General features: G+C 68.9%; 8 protein-coding genes. 4 read left to right on the top strand and 4 right to left on the bottom strand.

Features of this window, described 5'->3' with window-relative positions; genetic code table 11:
- Positions 1-42 precede the first annotated feature (42 nt).
- The 4 genes from ACFYW3_RS17630 to ACFYW3_RS17615 form a co-directional block, all read right to left on the bottom strand.
- Entirely contained in the window at positions 43-1,650 is a 1,608-nt protein-coding gene (locus ACFYW3_RS17630) for a glycerol-3-phosphate dehydrogenase/oxidase (protein WP_351752001.1), read from the bottom strand.
- Positions 1,651-1,694: 44 nt separating this feature from the next.
- Positions 1,695-3,221 carry a glycerol kinase GlpK gene (gene glpK, locus ACFYW3_RS17625; RefSeq protein ID WP_351375586.1) on the bottom strand — a complete coding sequence of 509 codons (1,527 nt, stop codon included), beginning with the start codon at positions 3,219-3,221 and terminating at the stop codon, positions 1,695-1,697.
- A gap of 77 nt (positions 3,222-3,298) precedes the next feature.
- A complete protein-coding gene (locus ACFYW3_RS17620; protein WP_389386694.1) occupies positions 3,299-4,081 on the bottom strand; it encodes an MIP/aquaporin family protein in 783 nt (260 codons plus the stop codon).
- Between the two features lie 314 nt (positions 4,082-4,395).
- Positions 4,396-5,163 (bottom strand): IclR family transcriptional regulator, encoded by a 768-nt coding sequence (locus ACFYW3_RS17615; RefSeq protein ID WP_351752005.1) that lies wholly within the window; start codon positions 5,161-5,163, stop codon positions 4,396-4,398.
- 252 nt (positions 5,164-5,415) lie between these two features.
- On the opposite strand from ACFYW3_RS17615, the gene metH reads away from it, so the two are divergent.
- The 4 genes from metH to ACFYW3_RS17595 all read left to right on the top strand — a co-directional run bounded on the left by metH (position 5,416) and on the right by ACFYW3_RS17595 (position 13,479).
- Positions 5,416-8,928 carry a methionine synthase gene (gene metH / locus ACFYW3_RS17610; protein WP_351752007.1) on the top strand — a complete coding sequence of 1,171 codons (3,513 nt, stop codon included), beginning with the start codon at positions 5,416-5,418 and terminating at the stop codon, positions 8,926-8,928.
- A 111-nt stretch (positions 8,929-9,039) separates the two neighbouring features.
- The gene (locus ACFYW3_RS17605; protein ID WP_266951236.1) at positions 9,040-9,741 is read left to right on the top strand and encodes an HAD family phosphatase; all 702 of its coding nucleotides are present in this window, start codon (positions 9,040-9,042) and stop codon (positions 9,739-9,741) included.
- Between the two features lie 481 nt (positions 9,742-10,222).
- Entirely contained in the window at positions 10,223-11,827 is a 1,605-nt protein-coding gene (locus ACFYW3_RS17600) for an ABC transporter substrate-binding protein (protein WP_389386693.1), read from the top strand.
- Positions 11,828-11,901: 74 nt separating this feature from the next.
- Positions 11,902-13,479 carry an ABC transporter substrate-binding protein gene (locus tag ACFYW3_RS17595; RefSeq protein ID WP_389386692.1) on the top strand — a complete coding sequence of 526 codons (1,578 nt, stop codon included), beginning with the start codon at positions 11,902-11,904 and terminating at the stop codon, positions 13,477-13,479.
- The last annotated feature ends 28 nt before the right edge of the window (positions 13,480-13,507 follow it).

Genomic DNA, 13,507 nt, shown 5'->3' with positions numbered 1-13,507 from the left:
GGTTCCCCTCGGAACCGCCCCTCTGCCCACCTGCCGAGCAGGCTAAGCCTTGTCGCCCAGCATCTCCTGGACACGGGCGCGCACCGCGTCGTCGTCCAGGCCGCGGACCGTCACCGTGGTACGGCGACGCAGCACGTCGTCGACCGTCTCGGCCCACTCGTTGTCACGGGCGTACGCGACCTGCGCCCAGATCTCCGGACCGTCCGGGTGGATGCGCTCGGCGAGCGCCGCGTCCTCGTTCGCCAGCCGCGCGATGTCGAAGGCCAGCGAACCGTAGTGCGAGGCCAGGTGCCGGGCGGTCAGCGGGTCCATGCGCGCCCCGGGCTCCCGGTCCACCAGCAGCCGGTGCGCCACCGCGTTCGGGTTGGCGACACCGGGCAGGGCGATCCGGCGCACCAGCGACTTCAGCGGCTCCATGTCCTCGGTCAGCGGGCTGCCCGGGAGCTTCGCCAGCTTCTCCATCACCACGCGGCCGATGTGGCGGTAGGTGGTCCACTTGCCGCCGGCCACCGACAGCATGCCGCCCGCGCCCTCGGAGACCACGGTCTCCCGCTTGGCCTTCTCCACCCCGCCGGGGCCGCCGGGCAGCACCCGCAGGCCCGCGAAGGCGTACGTCATCAGGGAACGGTCGAGGTCCGCGTCCTTCACCGAGAACGCCGCCTCGTCGAGGATCTGCTGGATGTCGGCCTCGGTGGCGCGCACGTCCGCCGGGTCGCCCTCGTACACCTCGTCGGTGGTGCCGAGCAGCAGCTGGTCCTCCCACGGCAGGGCGAAGGTGATGCGGTACTTGTCGATCGGGGTGGCCATGGCGGCCTTCCAGGGCGACTTGCGCTTCATCACGATGTGCGCGCCCTTGGACAGACGGATCGACGGCATCGAGTGCTTGTCTTCCATGCGCCGCAGGTGGTCCACCCACGGGCCGGTGGCGTTGAGCACGACGCGCGCGTCGACCCCGAACTCGGTGCCGTCGAGACGGTCCTTGAGCTCGGCGCCGCTGACCCGGCCGCGCGTCATGCGCAGACCGGTGACCTCGGCGTGGTTCAGGACGACCGCGCCCGACTCGACGGCCGCGCGGACCGTCATGACGGCCACGCGGGAGTCGTTCATCTGGTGGTCGTAGTAGACGGCGACGGCCTTCAGGTTGTCCGTCTTCAGACCCGGGTTGTCGGCGACGGCACGGGCCGGGGATATGACCTTGCCGATGCCGTCACCGAAGGCGGAGAGCGCCGAGTACGCGAACACGCCCGCGCCCAGCTTCGCGGCGCCGACCGGGCCGCCCTTGTAGACCGGGAGGTAGAACGTGAGCGGGTTGACCAGGTGCGGGGCCACGTCCTTGGCCAGCACCCGGCGCTCGTGGTGGTTCTCGGCGACCAGCTTGACCGCACCGGTCTGCAGGTAGCGCAGGCCGCCGTGCACCAGCTTGGACGAGGCGGAGGAGGTGGCGCCGGCGAAGTCGCCGGCGTCCACCATGGCGACCCGCAGACCCGACTGCGCGGCGTGCCAGGCCACCGAGGTGCCCAGGATTCCACCGCCGATGACCAGCAGGTCGTACGTGGCCTTGGCCAACTGCTCGCGGGTCTCGGCGCGGCTCGGGTTCGAACCGGCGGTCGGGTGCGTACCCAGGGCGGGAACGCTCTGCGGGCTGCTCATATCGCTTGACTCCTACTTACTCGTCGATTGCGCCGGCTGAGCGGTCAGCTGGCGTCTTCGTCGTCGACCCAGCCCATGGACCGCTCGACGGCCTTGAGCCAGCTCTTGTACTCGCGGTCCCGCTGTTCGGCGGGCATCCGCGGGGTCCACTCCGCCGCGCGGCGCCAGTTGGCGCGCAGGGCGTCGGTGTCGGGCCAGAAGCCGACGGCCAGGCCGGCGGCGTAGGCGGCGCCGAGGCAGGTGGTCTCGGCGACCATGGGGCGCACCACCGGTGCGTCCAGGAAGTCCGAGAGCGTCTGCATCAGCAGGTTGTTGGAGGTCATGCCGCCGTCGACCTTGAGGGCGGCGAGCTCGACGCCCGAGTCCTTGGTCATGGCGTCGGTGATCTCACGGGTCTGCCAGGCGGTGGCCTCCAGGACGGCACGGGCGATGTGCGCCTTGGTGACGTACCGGGTGAGGCCGGCGATCACACCGCGGGCGTCGGAGCGCCAGTACGGGGCGAAGAGACCGGAGAAGGCGGGCACGAAGTAGGCGCCGCCGTTGTCCTCGACGGAGGAGGCCAGGGTCTCGATCTCGGCGGCGGACTTGATCAGGCCCATCTGGTCGCGCATCCACTGGACGAGCGAGCCGGTGACGGCGATGGAGCCCTCCAGCGCGTAGACCGGCTTCTGGTCGCCGATCCGGTAGCCGACCGTGGTCAGCAGGCCGCTGTAGGAGTTGATGATCTGGTCGCCGGTGTTCATCAGCATGAACGTGCCGGTGCCGTAGGTGGACTTGGCCTCGCCCTCGGCGAAACAGGTCTGCCCGAACAGGGCGGCCTGCTGGTCGCCGAGCGCCGAGGCGACCGGGACGCCGGCGAGGACGCCCTCCTTGACGTGGCCGTAGACCTCGGCGGAGGACTTGATCTCGGGGAGGACGTTGGTCGGGACCCCCATCGACTCCGCGATCTTCGGGTCCCATTCCAGGGAGTGCAGGTTCATCAGCATGGTGCGCGAGGCGTTGGTGACGTCGGTGACGTGCACGCCGCCCTGGGCGCCGCCCGTGAGGTTCCAGATGACCCACGAGTCCATGGTGCCGAAGAGGATGTCGCCGGCCTCGGCGCGCTCGCGCAGGCCCTCGACGTTGTCGAGCAGCCAGCGGACCTTGGGGCCGGCGAAGTACGAGGCGAGCGGGAGGCCCGTCTCGCGGCGGAAGCGGTCCTGGCCGACGTTGCGGCCGAGCTCCTTGCACAGGGCGTCGGTGCGGGTGTCCTGCCAGACCAGCGCGTTGTGCACCGGCTCGCCGGTGTTCTTGTCCCACAGCAGGGTGGTCTCGCGCTGGTTGGTGATGCCGACGGCCTTGACGTCCGCGGCGGTGATCTCGGCCTTGGCGATGGCTCCGGCGACGACCTCCTGGACGTTGGTCCAGATCTCGGCGGCGTCGTGCTCGACCCAGCCCGGCTTCGGGAAGATCTGCTCGTGCTCCTTCTGGTCGACGGCGACGATGCGGCCGTCGCGGTCGAACACGATGCAGCGGGAGGAGGTGGTGCCCTGGTCGATCGCGGCGATGAAGGGGCCGGTGCTGCTGGTCATGGTGGGTGCTCCTGGCAGGTCTCTGGGTTGGCGGAATCAGGGGGCGGTGCGGATCTTGCGATACGTGCCGATGCTGATCAGGCGAACGCGATGTTGTACAGACCACCGGCGGCGGCGGCACCGACGAGCGGGCCGACGACCGGGATCCAGGAGTATGCCCAGTCGGAGCCGCCCTTGTTGGGAAGCGGCAGCAGGGCGTGGACGATGCGCGGACCGAGGTCGCGGACCGGGTTGATGGCGTAGCCGGTCGGACCGCCGAGCGAGAGGCCGATGCCGACGACCACGAACGAGGTGATCAGGACGCCGATGACGCCGAGGCCCTTGCCGTCGTCCTGGAGACCCTGGGTCAGGATCGCCAGGACCAGGACGGCGGTGCCGATTATCTCGGTCGCCAGGTTCTGGACGGTGTTGCGGATCTCCGGACCGGTGGAGAAGATCCCGAGGACCGGGCCCGCCACGTCGTGCGGGTGCGGGTCCTCCGGGCCGAGCTTCGCGTCGCGGATGTGCTCCGGGTCCGCCAGGTGCACACGGAACTGGCCGTAGTACGTGACCCACATCAGCACCGCGCCGAGCATCGCGCCCAGGAGCTGTCCGGCGAAGTACACCGGGACGTTGCCCCAGTCGCCGTTCTTGATCGCGAGGCCGACGGTGACCGCCGGGTTGAGGTGGGCGCCGGAGAGGGGCGCGGAGACGTAGGCGGCGATCAGTACGGCGAAACCCCAGCCGAACGTGATGGCGAGCCAACCCGCGTTGCGGGCCTTGGAGCTCTTCAGCGTGACGGCGGCGCAGACGCCGCCACCGAGCAGTGTGAGCAGGGCGGTACCGATGGTCTCGCCGATGAAGATGTCGGAGCTGGACACCCGCGACTCCTTTGTCTTACGTCCAGGGGTACGTGGACACCGGGTCCCTCCGGTGGCCCACGCACTCGGTGAGTGCTGCACCGGTCCTTGGCCTTGTCACACCCTAACGCGTATTGCCGGTAGGTGTTCGACAATGCCGACCGATGAACGGCAGTTTTCCGCCCGGGTGAAGAAGGCGTCAAGGGTTGACCAGGTCAAGAGTCGGATCGTTACCAGTCGGTGCGATCGACCAAATCCAGCCATCTGATGATCAAAAAATGGCGCAAGGCATCCGGATAGCGGAGAAAGCGCCTCCGGATGCGATCAATGCAAGGTCAGAACCGGCCCGCGCCAAGGTCGCGCGAAACCGACCTCGCGCAGTCCCGGACCGACGCGACCAGCGTCGCGTGGGGCTCCCCGGACTCCGTGCAGACCCGCTCCACGGCACCCACGACCGCCACCGCGCCCACCGGCATCCTGCGCCGGTCGTGGATCGGCGCCGCCACCGAGGCCAGACCCTCCCAGGTCTCCTCGACGTCCGATGCCCAGCCGCGGGCCCGCGTCAGGTCCAGGATCTCCTCGAAACCCGCGCCGTCCGTGACCGTACGGGGCGTGAACGCCTCCCGCTCGACCTCCACGACCTGCGTGTGCGCCACCGGGTCGTACGCGGACAGCACCTTGCCCAGGGCCGTGGAGTGCAGCGGCTGCATGGCCCCCACCTCCAGCACTTGACGGCTGTCGTCCGGGCGGAACACGTGGTGCATGATCAGCACCCCGCTCTTGTGGAGCACGCCCACGTACACGCTCTCGCCGCTGGCGCGGGCCAGGTCGTCCGTCCAGACCAGCGCGCGGGCGCGCAGTTCGTGCACGTCCAGATAGCTGTTCCCCAGACGGAGCAGCTCGGCGCCCAACTGGTAGCGGCCCGAGGCGGGGTCCTGCTCCACGAAACCCTCGGCCTGCAGAGTGCGCAGGATCCCGTGCGCGGTCCCCTTGGCCAGGCCGAGGGAGGTCGCCACGTCCGACAGACCCAGCCGGCGCTCGCCGCCCGCCAGGAGCCGCAGCATCGCAGCGGCTCGTTCGAGCGACTGGATGTTCCGTGCCATCGCGCAGCCTCCTGCTGACGTAGTTCGACAATGCTGAACAGTATCGGTCGATGCCGACCTCGCGCATGGCCGGGGGAATCTTCAGGACAGCATCGATCCGGACAGCCCGGCCAGACCCCCGCGCACAGAATGCAGTCCGCCACGTGGGACAGCCCCACCGGGGTCGCCACCGCGCGGTTACCCTGACCGCGTGCACCCTTGACACAGAGGGGGTGCAAAGCCGACAGCCGTCGCATCCCAGGGAGCACATCCATGGCCTCGTTGCCGAACCCGCCCGCAGACACCCAGACCCGGGCCGACGCCCTTCGGGAGGCACTCGCCACCCGTGTGGTCGTCGCCGACGGAGCCATGGGAACGATGCTCCAGGCGCAAGACCCCTCCCTGGAGGACTTCCAGCAGCTCGAAGGCTGCAACGAGGTCCTGAACATCACGCGCCCCGACATCGTGCGCAACGTGCACCAGGAGTACTTCGCCGTCGGCGTGGACTGCGTCGAGACGAACACCTTCGGCGCGAACTTCGCCGCCCTCGCCGAGTACGACATCGCCGAACGCAACCACGAGCTGTCCGAATCCGGCGCCCGCATCGCCCGCGAGGTCGCCGACGAGTTCACCGCCTCCACGGGACGTCAGCGCTGGGTCCTGGGCTCCATGGGCCCCGGCACCAAGCTGCCCACGCTGGGCCACATCGACTACGCGACGATCCGCGACGCCTATCAGATCAACGCCGAGGGCCTGATCACCGGCGGCGCCGACGCCCTCCTCGTCGAGACCACCCAGGACCTCCTCCAGACCAAGTCCTCCGTCATCGGCGCCCGCCGCGCCATGGAGGCCCTCGGCGTGTCCGTGCCGCTGATCTGCTCCGTGACCGTGGAGACCACCGGCACGATGCTGCTCGGCTCGGAGATCGGCGCCGCGCTCACCGCGCTGGAGCCCCTGGGCATCGACATGATCGGCCTGAACTGCGCCACCGGCCCCGCCGAGATGAGCGAGCACCTGCGCCACCTCGCGCGCAACTCCCGCATCCCCCTCTCCTGCATGCCCAACGCCGGCCTGCCCGTCCTGGGCAAGAACGGGGCGCACTACCCGCTCTCCGCGAGCGAGCTCGCCGACGCCCAGGAGACCTTCGTCCGCGAGTACGGGCTCTCCCTCGTCGGCGGCTGCTGCGGCACCACCCCCGAACACCTGCGCCAGGTCGTCGAGCGGGTCCACGGCCTCAGCCCCGCCGCCCGCGAGCCGCGGCCCGAGGCCGGCGCCTCCTCGCTCTACCAGACCGTCCCGTTCCGCCAGGACACCTCGTACATGGCGATCGGGGAGCGCACCAACGCCAACGGCTCGAAGAAGTTCCGCGACGCCATGCTGGAGGCGCGCTGGGACGACTGCGTGGAGATGGCACGCGATCAGATCCGCGAAGGCGCGCACATGCTGGACCTGTGCATCGACTACGTGGGCCGTGACGGCGTCGCCGACATGAAGGAACTGGCCGGCCGCTTCGCCACCGCCTCCACGCTGCCGATCGTGCTGGACTCCACCGAGGTCCCCGTCATCCAGGCCGGCCTGGAGAAGCTCGGCGGCCGCGCCGTCATCAACTCGGTCAACTACGAGGACGGCGACGGACCCCAGTCCCGCTTCGCGAAGGTCACCGCCCTCGCCCGGGAGCACGGCGCCGCGCTGATCGCGCTGACCATCGACGAGGAGGGCCAGGCCCGCACCGTCGAACACAAGGTCGCCATCGCACAGCGACTCATCGCGGACCTCACGGGCAACTGGGGGATCCACGAGTCGGACATCCTCATCGACACCCTCACCTTCACCATCTGCACCGGCCAGGAGGAGTCCCGCAAGGACGGCATCGCCACCATCGAGGCGATCCGCGAACTGAAGCGCCGTCACCCGGACGTACAGACCACGCTGGGCCTGTCGAACATCTCCTTCGGCCTCAACCCGGCCGCCCGCGTCCTGCTCAACTCCGTCTTCCTCGACGAGTGCGTCAAGGCCGGCCTGGACTCCGCCATCGTCCACGCCAGCAAGATCCTGCCCATCGCCCGGTTCGACGACGAGCAGGTCGGCACCGCCCTCGACCTCATCTACGACCGGCGCGCCGAGGGCTACGACCCGCTGCAGAAGCTGATGGCACTGTTCGAGGGCGTCAACACCAAGTCCCTCAAGGCCGGCCGCGCCGAGGAACTCATGGCGCTCCCGCTCGACGAGCGGCTCCAGCGCCGCATCATCGACGGCGAGAAGAACGGCCTGGAAGCCGACCTCGACGAGGCCCTTCAGACCCGCCCGGCCCTCGACATCGTCAACGACACCCTCCTGGAGGGCATGAAGGTCGTCGGCGAACTCTTCGGCTCCGGCCAGATGCAGCTGCCGTTCGTCCTCCAGTCGGCGGAGGTCATGAAGACCGCCGTGGCCTTCCTGGAACCGCACATGGAGAAGACCGACGCCGAGGGCAAGGGCACCATCGTGCTCGCCACCGTCCGCGGCGACGTCCACGACATCGGCAAGAACCTCGTGGACATCATCCTGTCCAACAACGGCTACAACGTCGTGAACATCGGCATCAAGCAGCCGGTCTCCGCGATCCTCGAAGCCGCGCAGGAACACAAGGCCGACGTCATCGGCATGTCCGGTCTCCTCGTGAAGTCGACCGTGATCATGAAGGAGAACCTGGAGGAGCTCAACCAGCGCAAGCTGGCGGCCGACTACCCGGTGATCCTCGGCGGCGCCGCCCTCACCCGCGCCTACGTCGAGCAGGACCTCCACGAGATCTACGAGGGCGAGGTCCGCTACGCCCGCGACGCCTTCGAGGGCCTGCGCCTCATGGACGCCCTCATCGCCGTCAAGCGCGGCGTCCCCGGAGCCACCCTGCCCGAACTCAAGCAGCGCCGGGTCGCCAAGCGCACCGCGCCCCTGCCCGAGCCGGCGGAGGCCGAGGAGCCGGGCGGCCGCTCCGACACCTCCACCGACAACCCGATCCCCACCCCGCCGTTCTGGGGCACCCGCGTGGTCAAGGGCATCCCGCTCAAGGACTACGCCTCCTGGCTGGACGAGGGCGCCCTGTTCAAGGGCCAGTGGGGCCTCAAGCAGGCCCGCGCCGGCGGGGCGACGTACGAGGAGCTCGTGGAGTCCGAGGGCCGGCCGCGGCTGCGCGGCCTCCTCGACAAGCTGCACACCGAGAACCTGCTGGAAGCCGCCGTCGTCTACGGCTACTTCCCCTGCGTCTCCAAGGGCGAGGACCTGATCATCCTCGACGAGCAGGGCAACGAACGGACCCGTTTCACCTTCCCGCGCCAGCGCCGCGGCCGCCGCCTGTGCCTCGCGGACTTCTTCCGCCCGGAGGAGTCCGGGGAGACCGACGTCGTCGGCCTCCAGGTGGTCACCGTCGGATCGAGGATCGGCGAGGCCACCGCCAAGCTGTTCGAGTCCGACTCCTACCGGGAGTACCTGGAGCTGCACGGACTGTCCGTCCAGCTCGCCGAGGCCATGGCCGAGTACTGGCACGCCCGCGTCCGCGCCGAGCTCGGCTTCGGCGGCGAGGACCCGGCGAAGGTCGAGGACATGTTCGACCTCAAGTACCGGGGCGCCCGCTTCTCGCTGGGCTACGGAGCCTGCCCCGACCTGGAGGACCGCGCCAAGATCGCCGACCTCCTGCGGCCCGAGCGCATCGGGGTCCACCTTTCCGAGGAGTTCCAGCTCCACCCGGAGCAATCCACCGACGCGATCGTGATTCACCACCCCGAAGCGAAGTATTTCAACGCACGCTGACGCGGATCGACGTACACTTGTCGGTCCCATACAGGCCGGTCGCCTGCTCCCCGGGGTACGCCCCGAGGAGAGAGGTGGCCGGCCTTGTCGTCCCTTCAGAGAGGTGTGCGCATGACGAGTACCGTCCCCGCCCCCGTCGCCCGTACGGCCGACGACTCGGCCCTCCAGGCGGTGCTGCTCGACATGGACGGCACGCTGGTCGACACCGAGGGCTTCTGGTGGGAGATCGAGGCGGAGATCTTCCGCGAGCTCGGCCACCTGCTGGAGGACTCGTGGCGCGACATCGTCGTCGGCGGCCCCATGAGCCGCAGCGCGGCCTTCCTCATCGAGTCCACCGGCGCGGCCATCGGAATCGCCGAGCTGAGCGTCCTGCTCAACGAGCGCTTCGAGGCCCGGATCGCCGACCAGGTGCCCATGATGCCCGGAGCCGAGCGGCTGTTGGCCGAGCTGGCCCGGCACAACGTGCCCACCGCCCTCGTGTCCGCCTCCCACCGCCGGGTCATCGACCAGGTGCTGCTCACCCTGGGCCGGGACCGCTTCACGATGACGGTCGCCGGTGACGAGGTGCCCCGTACCAAGCCGCACCCCGACCCGTACCTGTTCGCCGCCCGATCCCTGGGCGCGCACCCCTCGCGCTGCGCGGTCATCGAGGACACCGCCACGGGCGTCGCAGCCGCCGAGGCCGCCGGCTGCCGGGTCGTGGCCATCCCCTCCGTCGGCGTGATCGCACCGGCCCCCGGCCGCACGATCGTCCGCTCCCTGGAGGAAGTCGACCTTCCGTTCCTGCGGTCCCTCATCACTCCGATGAACTGATCGCATACGCTGCGTACCGAACAGAACGCGGGTGTGACTCAGGTCCCACAAGAGGATCTCTCGCGTCCTGGACCGGAGGCCGAAATTCCATCCCCCCTGGCGTAGTTGTGCCAGGTGACGTTGGTCACCCACGAAGCCCCCGAGAAGCCCCCACGGGCTCTCCGGGGGCTTCCCTTGTGTCCGGATTGATCAGCTCCTGACCGCATCTGCGGAGACTCCGGCAGATGCGGTCAGTCCGCACCGATCACCGTCCGATTACGCCCCAACTCCTGCCAGTTCCAGCCATCCCGTCCCAGGCCACTAATGTCGATCCGGGCACCGCGCCGCACCTCAGCCGTACCGGACACACACCCCTGTGCCGGTACCGCGTGGACCGATCGTCACACCACCGGCCCGATCGTTCCGCCCTGAACGGGCGACCGTCGCGAAGTGCCTTTCACGCCGCTTCGAACAAGTGCCGGGTCGAGGGAGTACTTCCAGCATGAACCGCAAGACCATGGTGCTGACGGCCGTCGCAGGCCTGCTCGCCCCCGCGCTGTCCGCATGCGGCAGCGCGAGCGGCGAAGGAGCAGGAACCGGGGCGATCGTCGTCGGAACCACCGACCGGTTCGAGGCCGCCGACTACGCCCCCGCCCCCTTCGACCCCGCCTACGCCTACGACGCCGGCGCCTGGAACGTACTGCGCCAGACCATCCAGACGCTGATGCACACCCCGCGCGGCGGCGGACAGCCCGTCCCCGAAGCGGCCTCCGACTGCCGCTTCACCGACACCGGCAACGAGAGCTACCGCTGCACCCTGCGCCCCGGACTGAAGTTCGCGAGCGGCGACCCCCTCACCGCCCAGGACGTCAAGTTCTCCATCGACCGCGTCCGGGCGATCAAGGACGAGAACGGCCCCTCCTCGCTGCTCTCCACCCTCGACACCGTCGAGACCAAGGGCGAGGACACCGTCGTCTTCCACCTGAAGACCGCCGACGCGACCTTCCCGTACAAGCTCTCCACCCCCGCCGCGGGCATCGTCAGCGAGAAGAACTACGATGCCGGGAAGCTCCGCACCGGCTTCGCCGTCGACGGCTCCGGCCCGTACACCATGAAGGCCGAAGTCAAGGACGACCACCTCGTCCGCGCCGTCTTCACCAAGAACCCGAACTACCAGGGCGACATCAAGCTCCGCAACGACAAGGTCGAACTGCGCACCTTCGCCGACTCCGAGAGCATGGGCAAGGCCCTCACCGACGGGGCCATCCACATGGTCTCCCGCACCCTGTCGCCCACCCAGATCACCGAGCTCTCCGCCAAGCCCCCCAAGGGCGTCAAGCTCGTCCCGATGCCCGGCCTCGAGATCCGCTACCTCGGGTTCAACACCGAGGCCCCGGTCGTCAAGGACAAGGCCGTACGCCAGGCCCTCGCCGCCGCCGTCGACCGCAACCAGCTCATCTCCAAGGTCTACGGCAAGGCAGCGCAGCCCCTGTACTCCCTGGTCCCCACCACCGTCACCGGCCACGTCAACTCGTTCTTCAACAAGTACGGCGAGGCCAACACCGCCAAGGCCGCCGACATCCTGAAGGCCGCCGGCATCAAGACCCCCGTCAAGCTCACCCTGAACTACACCGCCGACCACTACGGCGACGGCACGGCCGCCGAGTTCGAGACCCTCAAGACCCAGCTCGACTCCACGCGACTGTTCGACATCACCGTCCAGGGCAACGAGTGGAACGACTTCCGGCCCGCGCAGAAGAAGGGCGACTACGCCGCCTACGGGCTCGGCTGGTTCCCCGACTACCCCGACGCCGACAACTTCCTCGCCCCGTTCCTGGAGCAGGACAACTTCCTGGGCACGCCGTACGCCAACGCCGCCGTACGCACCCGTCTCATCCCCGAGTCCCGACGGGCCGCCGACCGCAACGTCGCCGCCCCCGCGATCACGGAGATGCAGGAAATCGTCGCCGAGGACGTACCCGTCCTGCCCCTGTGGCAGGGCAAGCAGTACGTCGCCGCACGCGACGGCATCACCGGAGTGGAGTGGTCCGTCAACGCCATCTCCGACCTCCAGCTGTGGGAACTCGGCCGGGGCGTCAGCGGCTGAGCAAGGCAGGAACCGGCAGCGGGAGTCGCAGGCCGGCGCAACGAAACAGTTCGACTGTGAAGGACGTTCGCGTGATGAGACGTAACCAGTGGCTGGCAGCCCCGCTCGGCGCCGCCACCGCCGCCGCGCTGCTCAGCGGTTGCGGTGCGCAGGATGGATCCGCCGCCGGAGACGGCAAGGGCGTGGTCATGGGCATATCCGACAAGGTCAAGGCCACCGACCCCGCCTCGGGCTACGACCCGGGCTCCTGGCTGCTCTTCAACAACGTCTTCCAGTCGCTGCTGACCTTCCCCAAGGGCGGCACGACCCCGGAGCCCGACGCCGCGCAGAACTGCGACTTCCAGGGCAGCGACAGCAAGGTCTACAAGTGCGTCCTGCGCGCCGGCCTGAAGTTCAGCAACGGCAACAAGCTGACCTCCCAGGACGTCAAGTACTCCTTCGAGCGCACCCTGAGGATCAATGACGAGAACGGCCCGGCCGTCATGCTCGCGTCGATCGCCGGCATCGACGCCCCCGACGAGCGGACCGTCGTCTTCCGCCTGAAGACCCCCGACGCGACCTTCCCCAGCAAGATCGCGGCCGGCGCGGGCTCCATCGTCGACCACACCGAGTACCCCGCCGACAAGCTCCGCACCGACGGCAAGGCCTTCGGCTCCGGCGTCTACAAACTGGACTCCATCAACGAGAAGGCGGCCAACTTCTCCGTCAACGAGTCCTACAGCGGCAAGGCCAAGCCGAAGAACACCGGCGTCACCATGAAGTTCTTCAACGAGGACCAGGCCGCCCTCAAGAAGGTCCTCGAAAGCGGCGACGTCGACTTCGCCTTCCGCGGCCTCGCCGCCAAGGACATCGCGGGCCTCGCCGGCAACACCGGCAACCAGAAGGTCGAGGTCGTCCAGGGCACCGGCGCCGAGGTCGAGCACCTCGTCTTCAACATGAACGACCCCGTCGCCGGCAAGCTCCCCATCCGCAAGGCCATCGCCTACCTCGTCGACCGCGAAGCGCTCGTCAAGGAGGTCTACAACGGGACCGCCGTCCCGCTGTACTCGATCGTCCCGGCCGGCATCGGATCCCACACCACCCCGTTCTTCGACCGCTACGGCGGCAGCCCCCAGGTCGACAAGGCGAAGGCCGTCCTGCGCGCGGCCAACATCAAGGACAAGGTGAAGATCACCCTGTACTCGACGCCCTCCCGGTTCGGCCCGTCCACCGACCAGGAATTCCAGCTGATCGCCAAGCAGCTCAACGACAGCGGCCTCTTCGACGCCGACGTCAAGTCCGTCGAGTTCGAGCAGTACGACAAGGACATCCAGGCCGGCAAGTACGGCGTCTACGTGAAGGGCTGGGTGCCCGACTACCCGGACGCCGACAACTTCACGCAGCCCTTCTTCGGCCCGGACAACGTCCTGCGCAACAACTACGACAACAAGGAGATCAACGGGACCATCATCCCGTCGACCTCCGCGAAGTCCGACCGCACCGCGGCCACCACCGACTTCACCCGCCTCCAGGACATCGTCGCCGACGAGGTCCCGATCCTCCCGCTCTGGCAGAGCAAGCAGTACGCCGTCACCCGCCCCAACGTGACCGGCCTCCAGTGGTCCCTCGACGCCTCGACCGTCTTCCGCTTCTGGGAGATCGCCAAGGGCTAGACCCCACTCCGGGACACCCCGGACGCGC

It is taken from the genome of Streptomyces sp. NPDC002602 (assembly GCF_042889445.1).
Lineage (GTDB): Bacteria > Actinomycetota > Actinomycetes > Streptomycetales > Streptomycetaceae > Streptomyces.
This window is presented reverse-complemented; position numbering and strand designations above follow the sequence as displayed.

Coding starts and splice junctions, on each gene's coding strand:
- ACFYW3_RS17630 (WP_351752001.1), bottom strand. CDS start 1,650: ATGAGCAGCCCGCAGAGCGTTCCCGCCCTGGGTACGCACCCGACCGCC.
- glpK (WP_351375586.1), bottom strand. CDS start 3,221: ATGACCAGCAGCACCGGCCCCTTCATCGCCGCGATCGACCAGGGCACC.
- ACFYW3_RS17615 (WP_351752005.1), bottom strand. CDS start 5,163: ATGGCACGGAACATCCAGTCGCTCGAACGAGCCGCTGCGATGCTGCGG.
- metH (WP_351752007.1), top strand. CDS start 5,416: ATGGCCTCGTTGCCGAACCCGCCCGCAGACACCCAGACCCGGGCCGAC.
- ACFYW3_RS17605 (WP_266951236.1), top strand. CDS start 9,040: ATGACGAGTACCGTCCCCGCCCCCGTCGCCCGTACGGCCGACGACTCG.
- ACFYW3_RS17600 (WP_389386693.1), top strand. CDS start 10,223: ATGAACCGCAAGACCATGGTGCTGACGGCCGTCGCAGGCCTGCTCGCC.
- ACFYW3_RS17595 (WP_389386692.1), top strand. CDS start 11,902: ATGAGACGTAACCAGTGGCTGGCAGCCCCGCTCGGCGCCGCCACCGCC.